Genomic DNA, 21479 nt, shown 5'->3' with positions numbered 1-21479 from the left:
GCGGGTCAGCAGGTGGTGCCGCCCCGGGAGGCACGAAGCGGGTCGGCAGGTCGGTCAGGGGGTGCCTCGCCCGGGCGGCGGGCGGTCGGTGGTCATACCGGGACGCGCCAGGATCGCCACAGACGGCCGTACCGGCCGTCGGCGGCCAGCAGCTCCTCGTGCGTGCCCTGCTCCACGATCCGGCCGTGGTCGAGCACGACGATCCGGTCCGCGCCGACCGCCTGGCTGAGCCGGTGCGCCACGATCAGCGTGGTCCGCCCCTGCGTGGCCGCGAGGGCCGCCCGGTCCAGGTCACGGGCCCCGGCGCTGCCCGCCTCGGCGGTCGCCTCGTCCAGCACGGCGACGGCGGGCGCGGTGAGCACCAGCCGGGCCAGTGCGACCTGCTGGGCCTGCGCGGCGGTGAGCCGGTGGCCGCCCTCGCCGACCGGCGTCGCCAGCCCGCCGGGCAGGGCCCGCAGCCAGGTGGTGGCGCCGACCCGGGCCAGCGCGTCGAGCAGCTCGGCGTCGGTCGCGTCCGGGGCGGCCAGGCGCAGGTCCTCGGCGAGCGGCCCGGCGAAGACGTGCACCTCCTGGCTGACCAGCGCCACGTCGTGCCGGGCGGTGGCCTCGCCCGTTCCGGCAAGCGGCACGCCGTCGAGGCGTACCGACCCGTCGGTGGGCGCGATGATCCCGGCGGCGATGCCGGCGAGCGTGCTCTTGCCGGCGCCGCTGGCGCCGACGAGCGCGACCCGCTCCCCCGCCGCCAGGCGCAGCTCGACGTCGGCGAGCACCAGCGGCCCGTCGTCGTAGTGGTGCCGGCGCACCGTGACGTCCAGCGCGGCCGGGCCGCGCGGGCCGGCCGCCGTGGTGGCCGGGCCGGACCCATTGGCCGGGCCGGACGCGGCGGGCGGCGCGCTGTCGGGCAGGTTCGCCACGCCGACCAGCCGGGCGAGGCTCGCGCCGGCCTGCAGCACCGAGTCGGACTCCAGCAGCAGCAGGCCGATCGGGTTGAACAGGCGGTGGAAGTAGAGCGCGGCGGTGGTGGCCGCGCCGACCGTCACCAGGTCGTCGCGGACCAGCAGGAACCCGGCCACGAGCACCGCGGCCAGGCCGAGGAACTCCGACCTGTTGATCCGCAGGCCGAAGCGGGTGTGCAGGTTGAAGATCTCCAGCGACAGGTCGCGCGCCACGCCGGAACGCTCGGCGATCGCCGCCACGTGGGCGTCCTCGGTCCGGTACGCGCGCACCGTCGCCGCGCCACGCAGCGCACCGGCCATCGCCTGCGTCCGCTCGCCGGTGGCGACCCGCTCGCGCGCGTAGTACGGCGCCGAGCGGCGCAGGTACCACCGCAGCGCCAGCGCGTACGCGGGCGCCGCGACCAGCCCGGCGAGGCCGAGCCGCCAGTCCAGCGCGACCAGCCCGAACACGGTGAGCACGACGGACAGCAGCGCGCCGACGAACGCGGGGCCGCTCACCGCGATCACGTTCGTCACCACGGCCACGTCGTCGCCGACACGGGCCAGCAGGTCTCCGGTGCCGGCCCGCTCCAGCGTCGCGGACGGCAGGTGCAGTGCCCGGTCGAGGACGCGTTCGCGCAGCCGGGCCAGCACCGTCTCGCCGAGGCGGGAGGCGAGCGCCGCGCCGAGCGCCGTCAGCAGCCCGGTGAGCACGGCGGCGGCGGCGATCACCGCCACCCGGCCGGCGATCCGGGAGACCGGGGCGGCGGCGATGACGTCGTCGACCAGCCGGCCGAGCACCCAGGGCGCGACCAGGCCACCGGTGGCGGCGGCGACCAGCACCGTCGCGGCGGCGGCGCTGAGGCCGGGCCGGTCGCGGAACCGGGCGCCGAGCGTGGCCCAGGTCTGCCGGGCGGACGCGACCGGAAGCAACGTCCGGCCGGGGGTACGCGGTTCGGCGGTCACCGCAGCGTCTCCTCGCGGTAGCGGGCGTCGGCGGCCAGCAGGTGCTCGTGCGGTCCCTCGGCGGCCACCCGGCCGCCGTCGATCACCACCACCCGGTCGGCGATCCGCAGCAGGGCCGGGCTGCTGGTGATCAGCAGCGTGCCCCGGGGCGCCACCCGGCGCGCTTCGGCCAGCCCGTCGGCGAGCTGCGCCTCGGTGGCCGCGTCGACGGCGGTGGTGGGATCGTGCAGCACCAGCACGGGCGGGTCGGCGTGCAGCGCCCGGGCCAGCCCGAGCCGCTGACGCTGTCCACCGGAGAGGTTCGCGCCCCGCTCGACGAGCCGGTGGTCGAGGCCGCCGGGGTGCGCGTCCACCACGTCCTGGGCGGCGGCGGCCCGGACGGCGGCGTGCAGCCGCGCCCGGTCGGCCGGGGCGCCGGCGGCGACGTTGGCCGCCACCGTGCCCTCGAACAGCGTCACGTCGTGCGGCTCGACGAGCACGGTGCCGCGCAGCGCGTCGACGTGCAGGTCGTCGGCGGGTACGCCGTCGACGCGTACGGCGCCCCGGCGCGCGTCCGGCGGCACCCGCCCGGACAGCAGCGCCACCAGCGCCTCGGCGTCGGCCGGGTCGTACGCGAGCACGCCGACCACCTCACCGGGGCCGACGCGCAGGTTCACCCCGTCCAGTCCGGCGTGCCCCACGTCGTCGAGTGCCAGCCGTGGCCCGTCCGGGTGGGCCGGCAGCGGCACGTCGCCGGGCCGGGTCAGCGGCCCGGCGCCGAGCACGCGCGCCACCCGGGCGGCGGAGGCGCGGGCCATCGCGAACAGCTGCACGCACCAGCCCATCGTCTGCACCGGCTCGGCGACGAACTGCGCGAGTCCGACCACTGTCACCAGCTCGCCGATGGTGAGCCGGCCGCGCAGGGCGAGCCAGCCGGCCACCCCGGCGACCGCCGCGAGGAACAGGCCGTTGGCGGCGGTGGTGAGCCCGAGGTGCAGGCCCTTGGTGTCGGCGGCGCGCAGCGTGACCGCGAGCGCGTTGCGACTGGCGGCGGCGTACCGGCCGGCGGCGTGGTGCTGGGCGCCGATGCCGCGCAGCACGCGCAGGCCGGAGACGAGGTCCACGGCGAGTGCCGTGGTCTCCGCGAGGGCCTCCTGCTGGGACGTGCTGCGCCGGGACAGCAGCGGCGCCATCCGTTGCAGCACGAGCACCAGCACCGGTACGCCGACGAGCACGCCGAGCCCGAGGGGGACGTCGATGACCAGCAGCGCGGTCGCCGCCACGGTCAGCGCGGTCACCGCGGCGACACCGAACCCGGCGACCCGCACGACGAGCGCGGAGAGTTCGGCGTCGGAGGCGGCGACCGAGAGCAGTTCGCCGTCGCGCAGGCCGGAGCGGTGCCCGCGCGGGTCGAGCGCGCGCTCGGCGATCTCGACCCGCAGCAGGTGCGCCTCCCGCTCCACCGCCGCGTACGCCTGGCGGGCGCCGTTGCGGTAGGCGAACGCGAGCACGGCGAACAGGGCGGCGAGGCCGGCGACCGAGTACGCCAGCGCCCACGGGTCGCCGGTGACCACGGCGCGGTCGATGATGACGCCGATCGCCACCGGCACGAGCGCCTCGGCGACCTGGTGCAGGCCGAGCAGCGTCACGCCGACCAGCACCGGCCGTCGCTGGCGGCGCAACGCCTGACGCAGCACGTACCGCGCCGTGACGGCGCCGCCGGGGTGCGGGGACACGAGGGGATGCCTCCAGTGCTCGAAGTGAGGACAGCCTAACCTCAGCCTCGGTGGCCGGGTCGGGTGGCACGGCTCACCACGGCCTCCGCCAGCGGAGCCCGGTGACCGCCGGTAATGTTGATCAGGCCGAGAGTGCGCCCATATGTCCGCTGCCCCGAGGAGCGACCATGCTCGATCACGCGTCCGGCCGCATCGACATCGCCCGCCTTCAGGAGACGCTCGACGGGCCGTGGGCCGAGGTCCGCCAGGCTCACCGCAAACACCTCGACGAACGGTTCCTCCCGGTCTACGGCGAGACCGGCGACCAGGCGCGCGAGCGGATCACCCGGCTGCTCGGCGAGCTCCCGGTCGAGCTGGGCATCGCCGCGGGCTTCCCCGCCGAGTACGGGGGCCGGTCGGACGTGGGCGCCTCGATCGTCGCCACCGAGATGCTGGCGCAGGTCGACCTGTCACTCATGGTGAAGGCCGGCGTGCAGTGGGGCCTGTTCGGCGGCGCGGTCGCGGCGCTCGGCACGAAGCGGCACCACGACGCCTACCTACGGGACATCGTCTCCGGCCGGATGTTCGGCTGCTTCGCGATGACCGAGACCGGTCACGGCTCGGACGTGCAGCAGCTACGCACCACCTGCGAGTACGACCCGCAGACGCAGACCTTCGACCTGCACACGCCGCACGAGGCGGCGCGCAAGGACTACATCGGCAACGCGGCCCGGGACGGGCGGATGGCTGTGGTCTTCGCCCAGCTGATCAGCGGTGAGCGCCGCCACGGTGTACACGCGTGGCTGGTGCCGATCCGCGACGAGCACGGCAACCCGATGCCCGGCGTGACCATCGGCGACGCCGGGCCCAAGGCCGGCCTGCTCGGCGTGGACAACGGCCGGCTCAGCTTCGACCACGTACGCGTACCGCGGGACATGCTGCTGGACCGGTACGCGCAGGTGGCCGAGGACGGGACGTACTCCAGCCCGATCGAGAACGACTCCCGCCGCTTCTTCACCATGCTCGGCACGCTGGTGCGCGGCCGGGTCAGCGTGGGTGGCGCCGCGTCGGCGGCCACCAAGGCGGCCCTGGCCATCGCGGTGCGGTACGGCGACATCCGCCGCCAGTTCAGTGACGCCGAGGGCGACCGTGAGGTGCTGCTCAACGACTACCTGGCCCACCAGCGCAAGCTGCTGCCCGCGCTGGCCACCACGTACGCGCTGCACTTCGCCCAGACCGAGCTGGTCGCCGCGCTCGACGAGATCCAGGGCGGCGACGGGCCGGTCGACGAGCACCGGCAGCGGGAGCTGGAGTCCCGGGCCGCCGGGCTCAAGGCGGCGCAGACCTGGCACGCCACGCGCACCATCCAGACGTGCCGGGAGGCGTGCGGCGGCGCCGGTTACCTGTCGGAGAACCGGCTGCCCAGCCTCAAGGCCGACACCGACGTGTTCACCACGTTCGAGGGCGACAACACGGTCCTGCTCCAGCTCGTCGCCAAGGGGCTGCTGACCGGCTACCGGGACGAGTTCGGCTCGCTGGACGGCTGGGGACGCGCCTCGTTCGTCGCCGAGCAGGTACGCGAGATGGTGCTGGAACGCACCGCCGCCCGGGCGCTCATCGCCCGGCTGGTCGGCGCCGTGCCCGGCCGGGACGACGAGGTCGCCGTCACCGACCGGGGCTGGCAGCTCAAGGTGTTCGAGGACCGGGAGGAGCACCTGCTCGACAGCGCGGTCCGCCGCCTGCGCGGTGGCGCGTCCAGCAAGAAGGACCGTCCGTTCGACATCTTCAACGACGTCCAGGACCACGTCCTCGCCGTCGCCGCCGCGCACGTCGACCGCGTCACGCTGGAGGCGTTCGTCGCCGGTATCGACGCCACCGCCGACCCGGCGGTCAAGGAGCTGCTGTCGCGGGTCTGCGACCTGTACGCGCTGAGCGTCATCGAGGCGAACAAGGGCTGGCTGCTGGAGCACGGCCGGCTCACCCCGGCCCGATCGAAGGCGATCACCGGCGTGGTGAACGGGCTGCTCAAGGAGCTGCGGCCGTACATGCGCACGCTCGTGGACGGTTTCGCCATCCCGGATGCGTGGCTGCACGCCGCGATCCTGCGCGAGGAGCCGGGACGGCAGGAGGAGATGGCCGCCCACGACGCGGCATGACCGCACACGAGCCCGGCGTCAAGACCGATCGTTCTCCCCCGCCGGACCGGCCGGGGAGTGCCGAGCGGCACGCCCGGCCGGTGGGTCACGGGCAGGGCCCGCCCGCATCGAAGGGGCGGGCGCTCAGCCGGTGGCGGCGCGTTCCCTCGGGACCTCCGGCTCCTCCTGCCCGAACTGGGTGCGGTACAGCTCCTGGTACCGTCCGCCGGCGGCGAGCAGGTCACCGTGCCGACCGCGTTCGACGACGCGTCCGCCCTCGATCACGAGGATCTCGTCGGCGGCGCGGACGGTGGACAGCCGGTGCGCGATGACGACGCTCGTCCGGCCGGTCAGGGCCTCGGCGAGGGCGTCCTGCACCGCGGCCTCCGAGGTGGAGTCCAGGTGCGCCGTCGCCTCGTCGAGGACGACCACCCGGGGGCGGGCCAGCAGGAGCCGCGCGATGGTGAGCCGTTGACGTTCCCCGCCGGACAACCGGTATCCGCGCTCACCCACGACGGTGTCGAGCCCGTCCGGAAGGGACCGGATCAGGGCCTCCAGGCGGGTCCGCCGCAGGACGTCCCACATCTCGTCCTCGGTCGCGTCCGGCCGGGCGAACGCGAGGTTGGCCCGGATGCTCTCGTGGAACAGGTGCCCGTCCTGCGTGACCACGCCGAGTGCCGCCCGGACCGACTCGGTCGACAGGTCGCGGACGTCGACGCCGGCGAGCTTCACGGCGCCGTGCTCGACGTCGTACAGGCGCGGCACGAGCTGGGCGATCGTCGACTTGCCGGCCCCGGAGGAGCCGACCAGGGCGACCATCCGCCCCGCCTCGACGCGGAACGACACCTCGTGCAGCACCTCCTCGCCGCCGCGCGTGTCGAGCTTCGCGACGTCCTCCAGCGACGCGAGCGACACCTTGTCGGCCGAGGGGTAGCCGAACCGGACGCTGTCGAACTCGACGGCCACGGGCCCGTCGGGAAGCGGACGTGCGCCGGGCCGGTCGAGGATCAGCGGCTCGAGGTCCAGGACCTCGAACACCCGCTCGAAGCTGACCAGCGCGCTCATCACCTCGACGCGGGCGCTCGCGAGCGACGTCAACGGCGCGTAGAGGCGCGACAGGAGCAGCGCGAGCGCGACCACGGCGCCGGCGTCGAGGCCGCCCCGCAGGGCGTAGACGCCACCGAGCCCGTACACCAGCGCCAAGGCCAGGGAACCGACGACGGTGAGCGCGGTGATGAAGACCCACTGGAGCATGGCTGCGCGGACGCCGATGTCGCGGACCCGCCGCGCCCGGGCCGCGAACTCCGCCGACTCCTCGGCCGGACGCCCGTACAGCTTGACGAGCGTCGCGCCGGGCGCCGAGAAGCGTTCGGTCATCCGGTTGCTCATCGCCGCGTTGTGCTCCGCAGCCGCACGCTGCAGCCGGGCGAGCCGGGAACCCATCCGGCGTGCGGGAAGGACGAAGACCGGCAGCAGGACCAGCGCCAGCACCGTGATCCGCCAGGAGAGGGTCAGCATGACCGCCAGGGTCAGGAGCAGCGTGACGGCGTTGCCGACCACGGTCGACAGGGTGTCGCTGAAGGCCCGCTGCGCGCCGATCACGTCGTTGTTCAGGCGGCTGACCAGCGCGCCCGTACGGGTCCGGGTGAAGAAGGCGACAGGCATGCGCTGGACGTGGTCGAAGACCGCCGTCCGCAGCTGGACGATGAGGCCCTCCCCGATGGTGGCGGACAGGTACCGGGTCAGCAGTCCCAGACCGGCCTCGGCCAGCGCGATCACGGCGATCAGCACCGCCAGCCGCACCACGACGCCGCTGTCGGCGCCGCCGACGATCGCGTCGACCACCCGCCCGGCCAGGACCGGCGCCGCCACGGTGAGGACCGCCGTCACCACGCTCAACAACAGGAAGGCGGCGATCAGGGTACGGTGCGGCCGGGCGAACCCGGCGACGCGCCGTAACGTCGCCCGGGACAGCGGCCGCTCGTCCTGCGCGTTCAGGGCGTGGTGCAGGGACGTCCACGCTGTCACTTCCATGCTCATGCCGTACCTCCACCGGGAGGCTAGAACCTCACGTCCGCTTCAGGTCAAGCCGCCGCACGGCCACCCGCCGCCCCGGAGAAGGAGGTCGGCGCGCCGAGGGCGGCCGACAGGTCCCGCCCGGCCCGCTCGATCCCGCCGGCCACGACCAGGGCGAACACGAACCGGTCCGGTCGCAGCACCACCAGGTCGGCGCCGTGCCGCCGCAGCCACCCGCCGAGCACCCCGTCGGCGTCCACCACGTCGATCCGTTCGTACCCGCAGTCGCCGGACTTCTCCGGCAGGCCGGCCAGCGGCGTACCGGCCGGGTGGACCGCGACGAACCGCACCGGCGGTCCCTGCCACCGCGCGCCGTGCGGACCGGCCACGCCGGCGCTGCCGAGCACCACGAAGCCGTCGCCGAGCGCCTCGTCGAGCAGGCGCCCGCCGGGCGCACCCGGGACGAGGACCCGCGGCTGGGGGAACATCGTCCCGACCACGCCGTCGCGCCGCCCGCCGGCCATCAGGCCCCGCCGGTACGCCGGCACCGGCTTGAACTCGAACCGCTCCACGAACCGCCGTACCCGGGGAACCGTCTGGACCGCCCGCAGCGCGGTGTCACGCATCCACGCGGCGATCCGGTTGCGGGCGAGGAAGACATGTCCCAGCCGGACGCTGGTCCGTGCCATCTCCACCGTGTGCGGGCGCCGCTCGGTCTCGTACGTGTCGAGCACGGCCGGGCCGGCGGCACCGGACAGCACCAGCGACAGCTTCCACGACAGGTTCGCCGCGTCGCGCAGGCCGCTGCACAGGCCCTGGCCCATGAACGGGGGCATCTGGTGGGCCGCGTCGCCGAGCAGGAACACCCGTCCCGCCCGCCACCGCTGCGCGACGAGGTGGTGGAAGGTGTAGACCACCGCCCGGGTGACGGCGAACCGGTCCGGGTCGACGTACGGCGAGACGAGCGCGGCGACGGTCTCCGGCCGCCGCACCTCGTCCTCGGTCTCGCCCGGGCGGAGCATGAACTCCATCCGGTAGCTGCCGGCCGCGCCGGGAGAGACGAACGCCGGTCGCCGCCAGTCGCAGACGAACCTGGTGTCCGGCACCCGCACCGCGTCGGGCGGCACGTCGCCGGAGACCGCGAGCCACGGTTCGGCGTAGCTCGCCCCGGACAGCGGGATCCGGACCGCGGCGCGGGTGGCGCTGCGGGCGCCGTCGCAGCCGAGCACGTACCGGGCCCGGACCGCCCGCCGCCGCCCGGTGGCCACGTCGGACAGCAGCACCGTCACGCCGTCCTCGTCCTGGGTCAGGCCGACCAGCTCGGCGCCGAGCGCGAGCCGGACGTGCGGGAAACGGTCCAGCCCGGCGCGCAGCGTGTGCTCCAGTCGTGGCTGGTCGAAGAAGCGCAGCGGCGCGTGCCCGTACCCGAAGTCCGTCTCGGACAGCTTCATCCGGGCGAACACCCGGCCCGCCCGGTTGACGTACTCGACCAGCGGCGGCGCGATCGTCTCGTCGCGTACCTCGTCGAGCAGGCCGGCCTGCTGGTAGATGCGCAGCGCCTCGTCGTCGCAGGAGAAGGCCCGCGGCTGGCCGTGCGGGGCCGCGTTGCGTTCCACGACGAGCGTGGTGACGCCGCGGGCGCCGAGCAGGTTGGCGGTGAGCGCGCCCACCGGCCCGCAGCCGACGACGGCGACCTCGACCTCCTGGACCTCCTGGTGAGCCGGCGGCTGAACTGATCCCATGGTGGTGCCCCTTCGGAACATGGTTCCCGGACGGCTCCGGCCGTCCGGCACCGGTCAGGGCACCAGGCCGGTGTGGAAGGGGTGTGGAGACGGCGTGGAGGCGGGCCTCCACGCCGGTCAGAAGGCGGCGAACCGGGGCAGCAGCAGACCCGCGCCCTGGTCGGCGGCGATCCGCGCGCCGAGGTTCCACTCCGCGCGGTCGCGCCGGGCCGCGCCGCGGATCCGGTGCAGCTCCGCGACGAAGACGCGCTCGCCCACCCGGTCCGCCACCGCCAGCGCCTCCTCGGCCAGCGTCGCCGCGGTCTCCGGACGGCCGGCGGCCAGGTACGCCTCGGCCATCGCGCAGAGCGTGATGGTCCGGGTGGACCGCAGCCCGGGACGGTAGAACTCCTCGGCGGCGGCGCGCATCGCGTCGAGCCGGCCGCGGTCGCCGCCGCGCGCGGCCGCCCACTCCAGGAAGTACTCGCCGGTCGCGGCCATGTGCGGCAGGCCGGTGACCCGGCCGACGTCCCGGCACCGCCGCCCCGCCGCGTCGGCCGCGGCCACGTCGTGCTCCTGCATCGCCAGCCAGGCGGCGTAGAGCGCCGCGTTGGCCCGGCCGTACGGGTCGTCGAGGGCCTCGGCGAGGGCCTCCGCGGCGGCGATGTCGGCCCGCGCGCCGGCCGGGTCGCCGCGCATCGACCGCACGAGCGCCCGGAAGTTGTGGCAGGCCAGCACCGGACGCCGCCCGGCCTCACGGCGCAGCAGCGCCCGGTCGACGGTACGCAGCCGCTCGATCCCCGCGGTGAGCCGCCGCTCGCTCTCGGCGTGGCGGCCGGTGAAGTAGGCGACCGCGCCCAGCAGGTATTCGCCGGCGACGGGGATCAGCCCGCTGCCGTCGTCGGGTGCCCGCACGAGCCGCCCGGCGAGGTCGGCGCAGATCGCGAACTCGGCCCGGTTGGCGGCCAGTTCGCCGAGCGCCCAGAGCGCGTGGCGGAGGTCGGCGTCCGGCCCGGCGAGTGTCAGCAGCTCGCGGGCCCGGGCACAGACCCGGTCGACCGCGTCGCTGCCGACGCCCACCGTCATCTGGAGCAGCGCCGCGCGGTGCAGTTGGACGGTCAGCTCGGTGGCCGCCGCGCCGGGTGCGAGCCGCGCGGCCGGGGCCAGCCGGAGCGCGGCGCGCTCCAGGTGACCGAGCGCGTCCTCGTAGGCGACCCGGCGGGTGGCGTCGTCGGCGGCGCGCAGCGACCAGCGCAGGTGGTCCTCGCCGTGGCCCAGCCCGGCCGCCTCGCCGTAGTGGTGGGCCAGCTCGGCCGGCGCGGTGCCGGCCGTCCGCTCGTACGCGGCGGCCAGCCGGGCGTGCAGCGCGGCCCGGCGCGGCGGGACCAGCTCGGCGTAGGTGACCTCGGCGATCAGTGGATGGCGGAACGCGACAGCGCCCGGCCCGGTCTCGACCACCAGGGCGGCCGGGTACGCCGGGGCGAGGTCCTCGGCGACCGCCTCGGCGGTGCCGTCCAGCGCCGCGGCCAGCACCGACAGGTCCAGGTCGTGTCCGGCGACGCTGAGCAGGTCGAGGCAGCGCCGGGTGGGACTGGGCAGCCCGACGAGGCGCAGCCGCACGGTGTCCCGGATGCTCGGCGGCAGCTCCACGGCGGCGTCCGCGTCGGTCCGGGACCGCAGCAGTTCGGTGAGGAAGAACGGGTTCCCGCCGGTGCGGGTGACGAGCCGGGTCACCACCGGCTCCGGCGGCGCCACGCCGGTGCGGTCGCGGACCAGGTCGGCGACCGCACCGGCGTCCAGCCCGGCGAGCCGGACCTGAGCGGAGCCGGGTCCGCGCGCCAGGCCGGCGACGGCCGCCACCAGGGCCGGGTCGTCGTCGTACGGCCGGAGCGTGGCGACCACGAGAGCCCGGGACGCCGGCAGGGCGGTGGCGAGGAACCGCAGCAGCAGCAGCGAGTCCGGGTCGGCGGCGTGCAGGTCGTCGAGGACGACGAGCAGCCCGCTCTCCCGGGCCGCCGCGTACACCAGTTCCGCCACCGCCTCGTACACCTGGAACCGGGCCGTGGGGTCGAGACCGCTACCGCTCGGCGCGCCCGCGGCGAAGCCGTCCAACCGGCCCGCCGAACCGGTGACGCGGACCTGCGGCATCGCCGCCAGCGCGCGTACCACCTGGCTCCACAGCCAGAACGGCGGCGCCTGCCCGACGTCCGGACAGCGGCCCCAGACCACCGGGACGCCGGTCGCGGCGGCCCGCGCGCCGAGCGCCGCGGCGAGACTGGTCTTGCCGATGCCGGCCTCCCCCACCAGGGTCAGCACCCGCCCGCCGTGCCCGGTGGCCGCGTCCAGTGCGACGCGCAGCCGCTCCAGCTCCGCGTCCCGGCCCACGAGCGGTCCGCCGGCGCACTCCGGCGGGGCCGGACGTCCGGCCGCCGCCGGGCCGCCGGGCTGCTCCGGGCTGCTCCGGTCCGGCGGTACGGACTGCTCCAGGATCAGCCGGTGCACCGCCCGGACCTGCTCACCGGGGTCGATCCCGTACTCGCCGGCCAGGATCCGGCGCCCCTCGTCGAAGACGGCGAGCGCCTCGGTCTGCCGCCCCGACCGGTACAGGGCCAGCATCAACTGCGCCCGGACGCCCTCGCGCAGCGGGTGCGCCGAGACGAACCGGCGTAGTTCCGGCAGCAGCGCCGCGTGCCGGCCCGCGGCGACCGCGGCGGTCAACCGTCCCTCCTCGGCGTTCAGCCGCAGCTCGGCCAGCCGGGCCGCCTCCGGGCGCAGCACGGCCAGGTCGGCCACGCCCGCCAGCGGCTCGCCGCGCCACAACGCCAGCGCCTCGGTGTACGTCCGTCCGGCGGCCGCCGCCTGCCCGGCCGCGAGCGCGTCCGCAGCCCGGTCCACCAGCGCGGCGAACCGGATCGCGTCCACCGCGCCGGCGTCGGCCCGCAGCTCGTACCCCCCGGGGTGGCCGCGCAGGATGCGCGCCGGCTCGCGGTGGGACCGGTCCGGTTCCACGGCCCGGCGCAGCCCGGCGACGTACGTGCGCAGCGTGGTCCGGGCGCTGGCCGGCGGCCGTGCGTCCCAGAGCGCGTCGACCAGCCAGTCGGCGGCGACGACCCGGTTCGGCCGCAGCAGGAACAGGGCGAGCAGTGCCTGCTGCTTGGGCCCGCCGAGGGGCACCACCCGCCCGTTCCGGACGACCGCCGGCGGACCCAGCACCCGGAACTGCACAGTCACCTCGACGACGACCCCATCGTGCCGAGTATCGCAGCGCCGGGTCCACTCCGGACCCCGACGATCGGTCAGGGGACGGTGAGCGGGGTGCCGGCTCGGCGCACCTCCCCCATGAAGTGCAGGATCTCCTCGTGGTTCGTCGACATGACAGCGGTCATGGCGCCGGTGCGGTAGTAGATGTCGACCCGGACCGGTTCCGGCTCCAGCGACACCGGTTCGTCGGCACGCATCCGCGCCAGGACACCCGGCACGTCGTACGCCAGGGACACGTCCGGGCGGTGGAAGTACTCGACGCCGCCGATCTCGACGACGGAGAGCCCGTCCGGTTCGCAGACCGGCTGGGTCAGCAGGTCGTAGCGGTACACCTCGTCGAGGAACGGGCGGACGTCGGCGGCGAGCTCCCGCGAGACCACCTCCTGCCACCACAGCTCCAGCGCCCGCCGTCCGTCCGCCTCGGTGAAGAGGTAGCCGATGGCGGCCGCGTACGCCGGCGCACCGCCGCCGTGGCCCCGCATCGCGGCCTCCCGCAACGGGATCGCCTCCCGTGCCGTGGTGGTGTCCGCCCAGTCGGCGATGCTGTTGAGGACCCGTGACTGCTCCCACCCGGCGAGCCGCCGCAGCGGCAGCCAGCAGTGCCGCAGGACGGCGTTCTCGGCCATCACGCGGGCCCAGAACAGGAACCGCTGCATCACCGCGTTGTCCTCGAACGTCATGGTGCGGTGGGCGAGCACGTACTCGAAGTCGTCGTTGTCGCCGCGCAGCGCGACGATGCCGTACAGCTCCTTGTTCTCCGCGTACTCGGTGTTCGGCAGCAGCATGATCGGGTAGACGGCGATCCGGGACACGTGCTGGGCGAGTTCGTCGTACCCGGCCAGGAACGACTCGACGGTGTCACCCGGCGCGCCCCAGATCAGCTCGGCGTAGCAGTCCAGCCCCTCCCGGTTGAGCCACCGCACCAGGTCACGCCAGTCGTTGACCTTCATGTTGCGCCGGCGCATCAGCGTCAGGGCGTCCGGGTTCAGCGACTGGAGGGCCAGGGTGAAGGAGCTGCGCAGCCCGGCCTCCTTCATCCGCCGCACGATCTCGTAGAACACCTTCGACTTGTTCTTGGCCCACGAGCTCTCGAACGCCAGCGGGAACCCGTGGCGCCGCTTGATGTCGATGAGGTCGTCGACGAGTTCCAGGTCGATCGGCAGCATGCCGAAGTTGGCGTCGCAGGCGACCACCGTGTGCACGCCGCACCGGGCGAACAGTTCCAGTTCGGCGCGCAGCCGCTCCCGGGAGAACGCGCGTACCCGCTGGCCGACCGCGCCGCCCCAGTAGCAGAACGAGCACTTGTACGGGCAGCCGCGGTTGGTCTCGAACAGCGCGACGTCGTAGCGGAACCGGCCGCCGGCGTCGAGCAGTTCGACGGCTCCGGTGAGGAACGGCGACGGGATGATGTCGAGGTCCTCGATCCGGGGCCGGTCCGGGTTGGTGACCACTGTGCCGTCGGCGCGGTGCCAGGAGATGCCGAGCACCTCGCCGAGGTCGTTCGCGGCCACGCCGGCCAGCCGGGCGCGGAGCAGGTCGAGGAAGGTCAGTTCGCCCTCGCCGTTGACCACCACGTCGATCTCCGGGTAGAGCCGGAACACCCGGTCGGCCTGCGCGCTGACGTGGGTGCCGCCGAAGAGCACCCACCCCTGCGGGTTGAGCTGCTTGTAGGTGGCGGCGAGCGCCCCGAAGGCGCGCTGGTTCCAGCCGAAGACGGAGAATCCGATCACGTCGGGCAGCGGGCCGGCGAACAGCCGGGCGGCCATCTCGCCGTGCGTCACCCGTCCCCGGAAGTTGCAGATCTCGACCGAGACCCGGGCGTCCAGCTCGGCGTCGCCGGACACCATCGCCTTGAGGTACGCCGAGGCCAGCGGCAGCGACTCCAGTGGCATGTCCCAGACGCCCTGCTGCACCAGGACCACCCGGAGGCGCCGGTCCGCACCACCGGCGCTCGTCTGGCTGTGCTCCACCGATCCGCCGCCCTACTTGCGGTAGACGGTGATGTGCCGCTCGTCGGAGTCGCGCAGTGGCCGTCCGTCCCAGTGGCCCCAGCGCGACTCCATGGTGAGCCCGCCGAGGCGGGCCATCAGGTCCATCTCGGACGGCATGACGGTGCGGATGCGCATCGGGAAGAACCGGATGCCGTCGGGCCGCAGGACCGCGAACTGGATCGACGAGCACTGGGAGATCCGCTCGCGCCGGGTGAACGTCATCACGACGTGGTCCTTCTCCACCCGTACGGTCTGGGTGCGCTGGTTGCGGTCGTACCGTGCCGGGTCGGGGATGGACGTCTGGATCACGAACCGGCCGCCCGGTTCCAGGACGTCGGCGACCTTCCGGAAGCAGCGGATCTGCTCCTCCTGGTCGGTGATGAACGGCAGGGTGTCGAAGACCGCGTAGGCCAGCGAGAACTTGTACGGCAGCGTGAAGTCGGTGAAGTCCTGCACGTGCACGTGCACCAGCTCGCCGCCGGGCTTGTCGCGCAGCTGCGTCAGCATCCCCTCCGACGCGTCGATGCCGTGCACCTCGATGCCCCTGCGGGCCAGCGGGACGGCGACCCGGCCGGTGCCGACGCCGAGTTCGAGGACGGGCCCGCCGCCGGCGTTCTCGGCGAGCCACTCGATCGTCTCCTCGGTGTCACCCGGGTCGCCGGCCCATCCCGTCCCGTCGAAGACGTCGGCGACGGCGTCTCCGTAGGTGAAGATCTCGAAGCCTTCCACCGTGTTCTCCTCCACGCCGGTCATTGGGGTACCGGCGAATCGTGGCGGACGAGTGCGTCCGACGCTGCGCTGTTGTGAGCACGAAGTGAGGGCAAGTCGATTGGTGTGACGGTGGCGCCGCCGACGGTTCAGCCGGTATGCTGACCGACCTTCGGGGCCCGCCGTCCATTCGGAACGGTCTAATGAGCGGGCCGGCCGCGACACACCCGGCAACCGTGGCGTGGACGACGGCGGATTGCTAGGCTCGGGCCACGCTTTCGATCGGACGACAAATCTCCAGGAGACACGAATGGCTGTCGGTCGCTTGGCGGCGGTAACACTGGATTGTTCCGAAATCGCCCCGCTGGTGGCCTTCTACCGGGAAGCGGCCGGCCTCGAGCCGGTGCACGAGTCGGAGTCCGGGGCGTTCCTCAGCAACGGCGACGGCGTCGCCGTGGCGTTACAGCGGGTGGAGAACTACCGGCGTCCGGAGTGGCCCGGGCAGTCGGTCCCCCAGCAACTGCACCTCGACCTGGCCGTCGACGACATCGAGACGGCCGAAACCGAGCTGTTGCGCCTGGGTGCGACGAAACCCGCCGACCAACCCGGCGACGCGAAGTGGCGGGTCTTCCTCGACCCGGCCGGTCACCCGTTCTGCGCCTCGGTCTGGGACTGAAAAAGAAGCACGGAAGGAATGAGACAAGGTGAGCACCGCGACCGCTTCATTTACGCTCGACTCCTGGGACGAAGACGAGTGGCAGCAGACCCCCGACGGCATGAAATTCTCGCGGGCCTCGGTCACCAAGACCTATTCCGGTGAACTCGAGGGCACCAGCCGCGCGCAGTTCCTGTTCGCCTATGGCAAGGGCGGCGCCGGATACGTCGGTCACGAAGTGATCGAGGTGTCGATCGGCGGTTCCAAGGGCAGTTTCATGCTCCAGCACCAGGCCGTCGGGTTGATGAGCGACGAGGAGGGCGGCGCCGAGTGGCACATCGTGCCGGGGACCGGCACCGAGGGGCTCGCCGGCATCCAGGGCACCGCCACCATGCGCAAGCTGGAGGACGGCAGCCACACCTTCACGCTCAACTACGAACTCCTCGACGAGATCGTCTGACGCGCTGAGACCGAGGCGGAGGGCCGTTACCGGGAAGCCGGGAGCGGCCCTCCGCCTCGGACGCTCACGGCACGTCCGCCGCCGCGGTGACGGGCCGCGCCGCGTCCAGCAGCATCCTGCTCGCCTCGTGGCGTGGATTGCCGAACACCTGCTCCACAGTCCCCTCCTCGACGATCCGCCCGCCGCTGAGCACGGCCACCCGGTCCGCGTTGCGGGCGATCACACCGAGGTCGTGCGTCACGATGAGCACCGCCAGGCCGAGGGTCCGCCGCAGCGAGTCGAGCAGGGCCAGGACCGAGGCCGCCACCTGGGCGTCGAGGTTCGACGTGATCTCGTCGCAGACGAGCACGTCGGCCCCGGCGGCGAGCGCGCGGGCGATCGCGACGCGTTGCCGCTGCCCGCCGGACAGCTCCCGCGGCAGCCGCGACGCCAGCTCCCCCGGCAGGCCGACGAGCCCCATCAGCCGGCGGGTCTCCGCCGCCACCGCCTCGGCCGTCATCCCACCGGCCAGGCGGACCACCCGCCCGATCGCCGCGCCCACCGGCCGCCGCGGGTTCAGCGACCCGCCGGAGTCCTGCGGGATGAGCTGCATGCGGCGACGCTGGTGCACCGGACGGCGCCCCAGCGTCGGCTCCAGGACCTCGCCGGACAGCGTCACCCGGCCCGAGCTGGGGCGCAGCGTCCCGACGACGGCCCGGGCGAGCGTCGTCTTGCCGCAGCCCGACGTGCCGAGCAGGGCCAGCGCCTCGCCCGCGCGCAACCGCAGGGACACGTCGTCCAGGACGATCCGCCCACCCCGCGGCACGGTCAGCCCGGACACGGTCAGGACCTCCGCGCCCCGCACCGGCGTGGCGGCGCGGCGGCGCATCTCGGCCGGCAGGTCCGGCACGGCGGCGAGCAGGTCCCGGGTGTACGCGGCGGCCGGGCGGGCGAGCACGCGGGCGGTCGGCCCCTCCTCCACCACCACGCCGCCCCGCAGCACGATCAGGCGATCGGTCATCCGGGCGGCCGCGGCGAGGTCGTGGGTGACGAACACGACCGCCAGCCCGCGCCCGGCGGAGAGCCGGTCCAGCTGGTCGAGCACCTGCTTGCGCACCAGCCCGTCCAGGCCCGTCGTCGGCTCGTCCAGCACCAGGCCGCGCGGGTCGCCGGCCAGCAGCCGGGCCAGCGCCAGGCGTTGCTGCTGACCGCCCGAGAGCTGGTGCGGGTACCGGCGCAGGAAGGCCCGGTCCCCCGGCAGGCCCACCTCGACCAGTCCCCGGCTGACGGCCGCATCGGACCGGTCCGCGGCCAGTTCCCTGATCTGCGCCCGTACCCGCAGCGTCGGGCTCAGCGCCGACGGCGGATCCTGCGGCAGGTACGCCAGCACCCGCCGCCGGACCCGGCGCACCTCGGTGCCGGAGGCGGTCAGCACGTCGTGCCCGTCGACCGTGACCGTGCCCCCGGCCACCCGGAGTCCGCGCCGTACCGCGCCGACGAGGGCCATCGCCAGCGTCGTCTTGCCCGCCCCGGACTCGCCGACGACGGCGACCCGCTCACCCTCGGCGACCCGCAACGACAGGTTCTCCAGGACGGCCCGGCCGGCGGTGTCCTCGACCCGCAGCCCACTGATCTCGATCATCGCAGCACCCGCCCGACGATCCGGTCGATGCCGAGGTTCGCGGCGACGGTGAGCACACCGAGCAGGATCGCCGGCACCGCGACGCCCCACGGGGTGAGCTGGATGCCCTCGACGTTCTGGCTGATCATGGCCCCCCAGTTCGGGCCACTGGAGCCGAAGCCGAGGAACGCCGCCGCAGCCGTCAGCGTGACCGCGATGGCGAGGCGGGTGCCGAAGTCGGCGAGCACCGGCCGGACGATGTTCGGCAGGATCTCCCGGACGATCACCGACAGGTGCGAGTCGCCGCCGGCGTACGCGGCCACCACGTACCCGTCCTCGACCGCGCGGAGCGTCTCGGCCCGGGTCACCCGGGACACGAACGGCGTGCCGGTCAGCACCACCACGATGATCATCGTGGTGGCGCTGTACCCCCAGCCGTGCAGCAGCACCAGCAGGATCAGCACCGGCGGCAGGCCCAGCAGCAGGTAGTCCAGCCGGGACACCACGGCGTCGGTGATCCCGGCGAAGTAGCCGCCGAGCAGGCCCAGCACCAGACCGAGCACCGTCGCCAGGATCGTCGCCACCACCGGCACGGCCACCAGCGGACGCCCGCCGGCCAGCACCCGGTCCAGCACGTCCCGTCCGGCGCTGTCGGTGCCCAGCGGGCTGCCCGCCGCCGGAGCGCTGTAGGGCAACCCGACGATCCGCTCCGGCTCGCCGGCGAACAGCGGGCCGAACAGCGCCACACCCAGCACGAACAGCACCACGGCCGCGGCCGTCCCGGCGAGCAGCCACCGCGCGGCCCTCATCGGGCGGCCACCCGTAGCCGGGGGTCGACCGCGAGGACGAGCAGGTCGGCCACGACGAACGAGACGAGGATGATCGCGGCGAGCAGCAGCCCGACCCCCTCCAGGACCGCGGTGTCGTGGTTGCGGACCGCCGCCACCAGCGTCTGCGACAGGCCCGGGTAGTTGAAGACCACCTCGACCACTGTGGTGCCGCCGAACAGTCCGGACAGCAGCCACGCGAACGTCTGCGCGCACGGCGGTGCCGCCGCGGGCAACAGGTGCCGCGCCACGACGACCCGCTCGGGCAGCCCGGCCAGCCGGGCCGCCTCGACGTGGGGCATCGCGTCCGCGTCGATGACTGTCGCCCGCACGATCCGGCTCGCCCACGCCGCGCCGAACAGCGTCAGCGCGGCCACCGGCAGCACCAGGATCTCCGGCCGGTCCAGCGGGCCGCCGCCCAGCGGTGGCAGCGAGATCGCCGGCAGCAGCGGCCACAGGTCGGCGAAGACCAGCACGAGCAGACCGGCGGTGACGAACTGCGGGATCGACACCGCCACCACCGCGACAGCCGACACCACCCGGTCCACCCGGCCGCCGGGACGCAGCCCGGTGAGCAGACCCAGTCCCATCGCCAGCGGCACCGTCACCGCGGCGGTGAGGCCGACCAGGAGGCCGGTGGCGGCCAGCGGCTCGGCCACGACGTCCACCACCGGCCGGTGCATCGAGGTGCTGGTGCCCAGGTCGAGGCGCAGCGCCGCGGTCCCCCACTCGACGAACCGCACCGGCCAGGGCCGGTCGACGCCGAGTTCGGCCCGGCGCTGCGCGACCTCCTCGATGGTGGCGTCGGGCCCGAGTGACGCCGACGCGGCGTCACCCGGGAGCACCTCCGAGCCGGCGAAGAGCACCACCGCCACCGCGAACAGCGTGGCCACCGTCGCCAGCAGCCGTCGGGCCAGGAACCCGAGCGCGGTCACGCCGGCCCGGTCGCCCGGTCGAACAGCTGGACCGACTGCATCGTGCGGACCCCGCTGATCCCCTTACGGGCGGCGTCGAGCTGCTCCTGGAAGCCCCAGAGCAGGTCGCCGCCCTCCTTGTAGAACTCCTCCTGCAACGCCTTGAACGCCTCGGCGCGGGCGTTGTCGTCCACTGTCGCCTGGGCCTTGGCCAGCCGCGCCTGGTAGGCCGCCGACGTGCCGGTGACGTTGAACGGCGCCTTGCCGTGGGTGACCGCCGACAGGTGCACGGCGGCCGGCCGGTTGACGTAGTAGAACGCCTGGAACGGGTGCGTGGCCAGCGTCATGAGGTCGGCGTAGTAGGCGTCGGGCGAGATCTCCTGGAGGGTCAGCTCGACGCCCGCCTCCTTGAGCTGCTGGGCCATCAGCCGGCTGGCGTTGAGCATGCCGGGGACGATCTCGCCGGTACGCAGCGTCAGCTTGGTGATCCCGGCCTCGGTGAACAGCCGCTTCGCCTGCTCCAGGTCCCGGGCGCGCGCCGGCAGGTCGGCGTAGCCGGGCAGGCTCTTGCCGACCACGTCGTCGGCGGTCGAGCCGAGCCCGAGCAGCGCGTTGTCGACGAGCGCCTGCCGGTCCACCGCGAGCCGGACCGCCTGGCGGACCCGGACGTCGTCGAACGGCGCGAGCTTCTGGTTCATCGCGAACGACAGCGCGTTGGCGTTCGCCGCACCGCCGCGGACGACTGTCAGCTCGCTGTTCGCCGCCTCGGTCTTCGCGCCGGTGGAGCTGATGCTGACGGCGTAGTCGACCTGTCCCGCCTTCAGCGCCGACAGCCGGGCGCCGGCGTCGAGGATGCCGACGATCTGGAGTTCGGCCACGCTCGGCTTGCCACCCCAGTACTGCTCGTTGGCGACCAGCCGGGTCGTGGTGCCGTTGCGCTCGGCCAGCCGGTACGGGCCCGAGCCGATCGGCTTGCTGAACTCGGTCATGCCGGCCGGGAAGACCGGTGAGAAGACCACGAGGACGGCCTCCTTGAAGTCGCCGCGCGGGGTCAGCAGCGGGACCGTGACAGTGCGGTCGTTCACCGCTGTCACCTTGGCGAGGTCGACGTTGGCGTAGACGGAGGCCCGGTTGCTGGGCTTGGCGCCGAGCGTACGGATGCTGTGCACCACGTCGGCGGCGGTGACCGGCTTGCCGTCGTGGAACGTGACCCCGGAACGCAGGTTGATCGTCCACACGCTGCCGTCGGCGTTGGGCTGCACCGACTCGGCGAGCTGGTACTTGTACTCGCCGTTGTCGAGCACCATCAGCGAGTCGTACACGTGCCGCATGACGATGAGCGTCGCGCCGATGCTGGTCAGCAGCGGGTTGCCGGCCTCGGCGTCGGTGACCGCGTTCGGCGCGCCCACCTTCAGCACCGCCAGCGACCCCCCGCCGGCCGCCGCCGGCGACGGCTGCTCGTCGTCGTCGCCGCAGGCCGACAGCAGGGGCACGCCGGCCACCGCGGCGCCCGCGACGAGGCCCATCCGGAACAGCGCGCGGCGATTGAAGGGCGAGTCGTACGGGGTGGGCGACATGGTTCCTCCACAAAAGGTC

14 protein-coding genes are annotated in these 21479 nt (G+C 74.2%); 3 read left to right on the top strand and 11 right to left on the bottom strand.

The window, feature by feature from the left end; genetic code table 11:
* Positions 1 to 92: 92 nt before the first annotated feature.
* On the bottom strand, positions 93 to 1901 hold the full coding sequence (locus tag GA0070215_RS05570) for an ABC transporter ATP-binding protein (protein ID WP_018783926.1): 1809 nt from the start codon (positions 1899 to 1901) through the stop codon (positions 93 to 95).
* Positions 1898 to 3616, bottom strand: a complete 1719-nt coding sequence (locus GA0070215_RS05565) for an ABC transporter transmembrane domain-containing protein (RefSeq protein WP_091042530.1) — start codon at positions 3614 to 3616, stop codon at positions 1898 to 1900. Before GA0070215_RS05565 ends, GA0070215_RS05570 begins: the two co-directional genes overlap by 4 nt.
* Before the next feature lie 167 nt (positions 3617 to 3783).
* Here GA0070215_RS05565 and GA0070215_RS05560 point away from each other — a divergent pair, with 167 nt between their 5' ends.
* Positions 3784 to 5751 carry an acyl-CoA dehydrogenase family protein gene (locus GA0070215_RS05560; RefSeq protein WP_091042527.1) on the top strand — a complete coding sequence of 656 codons (1968 nt, stop codon included), beginning with the start codon at positions 3784 to 3786 and terminating at the stop codon, positions 5749 to 5751.
* A gap of 123 nt (positions 5752 to 5874) precedes the next feature.
* Here the strand turns inward: GA0070215_RS05560 and GA0070215_RS05555 are convergent, their stop codons facing one another.
* The 5 genes from GA0070215_RS05555 to GA0070215_RS05535 all read right to left on the bottom strand — a co-directional run bounded on the left by GA0070215_RS05555 (position 5875) and on the right by GA0070215_RS05535 (position 15472).
* Positions 5875 to 7770 carry an ABC transporter ATP-binding protein gene (locus GA0070215_RS05555; protein ID WP_091042525.1) on the bottom strand — a complete coding sequence of 632 codons (1896 nt, stop codon included), beginning with the start codon at positions 7768 to 7770 and terminating at the stop codon, positions 5875 to 5877.
* Between the two features lie 44 nt (positions 7771 to 7814).
* Positions 7815 to 9488: a bifunctional 3-(3-hydroxy-phenyl)propionate/3-hydroxycinnamic acid hydroxylase gene (locus tag GA0070215_RS05550; protein WP_244166873.1), complete on the bottom strand. Its 1674-nt coding sequence runs from the start codon at positions 9486 to 9488 to the stop codon at positions 7815 to 7817.
* 117 nt (positions 9489 to 9605) lie between these two features.
* Positions 9606 to 12698, bottom strand: a complete 3093-nt coding sequence (locus GA0070215_RS05545; RefSeq protein ID WP_244166872.1) for an ATP-binding protein — start codon at positions 12696 to 12698, stop codon at positions 9606 to 9608.
* A gap of 65 nt (positions 12699 to 12763) precedes the next feature.
* Positions 12764 to 14698 carry a KedN5 family methylcobalamin-dependent radical SAM C-methyltransferase gene (locus GA0070215_RS05540; RefSeq protein ID WP_091042520.1) on the bottom strand — a complete coding sequence of 645 codons (1935 nt, stop codon included), beginning with the start codon at positions 14696 to 14698 and terminating at the stop codon, positions 12764 to 12766.
* 12 nt (positions 14699 to 14710) lie between these two features.
* Positions 14711 to 15472 carry a class I SAM-dependent DNA methyltransferase gene (locus GA0070215_RS05535; RefSeq protein WP_244166871.1) on the bottom strand — a complete coding sequence of 254 codons (762 nt, stop codon included), beginning with the start codon at positions 15470 to 15472 and terminating at the stop codon, positions 14711 to 14713.
* 265 nt (positions 15473 to 15737) lie between these two features.
* Between GA0070215_RS05535 and GA0070215_RS05530 the strand changes: the two genes are divergently transcribed.
* Both GA0070215_RS05530 and GA0070215_RS05525 read left to right on the top strand, forming a co-directional pair.
* Positions 15738 to 16103, top strand: a complete 366-nt coding sequence (locus GA0070215_RS05530; protein ID WP_026267556.1) for a VOC family protein — start codon at positions 15738 to 15740, stop codon at positions 16101 to 16103.
* Between the two features lie 28 nt (positions 16104 to 16131).
* The gene (locus GA0070215_RS05525) at positions 16132 to 16542 is read left to right on the top strand and encodes a DUF3224 domain-containing protein (RefSeq protein ID WP_026267555.1); all 411 of its coding nucleotides are present in this window, start codon (positions 16132 to 16134) and stop codon (positions 16540 to 16542) included.
* A gap of 64 nt (positions 16543 to 16606) precedes the next feature.
* Here GA0070215_RS05525 and GA0070215_RS29485 read toward each other — a convergent pair whose 3' ends face one another.
* Genes GA0070215_RS29485 through GA0070215_RS05505 form a run of 4 tightly spaced genes read right to left on the bottom strand, consistent with a single transcriptional unit; the run spans position 16607 to position 21460 of the window.
* Positions 16607 to 18163, bottom strand: a complete 1557-nt coding sequence (locus GA0070215_RS29485) for an ABC transporter ATP-binding protein (RefSeq protein ID WP_091042517.1) — start codon at positions 18161 to 18163, stop codon at positions 16607 to 16609.
* On the bottom strand, positions 18160 to 18951 hold the full coding sequence (locus GA0070215_RS05515) for an ABC transporter permease (RefSeq protein WP_018783915.1): 792 nt from the start codon (positions 18949 to 18951) through the stop codon (positions 18160 to 18162). Before GA0070215_RS05515 ends, GA0070215_RS29485 begins: the two co-directional genes overlap by 4 nt.
* Positions 18948 to 19904 carry an ABC transporter permease gene (locus GA0070215_RS05510; protein ID WP_091042512.1) on the bottom strand — a complete coding sequence of 319 codons (957 nt, stop codon included), beginning with the start codon at positions 19902 to 19904 and terminating at the stop codon, positions 18948 to 18950. Before GA0070215_RS05510 ends, GA0070215_RS05515 begins: the two co-directional genes overlap by 4 nt.
* Positions 19901 to 21460 (bottom strand): ABC transporter substrate-binding protein, encoded by a 1560-nt coding sequence (locus tag GA0070215_RS05505; RefSeq protein WP_091042509.1) that lies wholly within the window; start codon positions 21458 to 21460, stop codon positions 19901 to 19903. The genes GA0070215_RS05510 and GA0070215_RS05505 overlap by 4 nt, the downstream gene beginning before the upstream one ends.
* Positions 21461 to 21479: the final 19 nt, after the last annotated feature.

Origin of the sequence: Micromonospora marina, assembly GCF_900091565.1 — a bacterium.
GTDB classification, from domain to species: domain Bacteria; phylum Actinomycetota; class Actinomycetes; order Mycobacteriales; family Micromonosporaceae; genus Micromonospora; species Micromonospora marina.
Note: the sequence above shows the minus strand (reverse complement) of the source record. Positions and strands in the feature narration are given on the sequence as shown.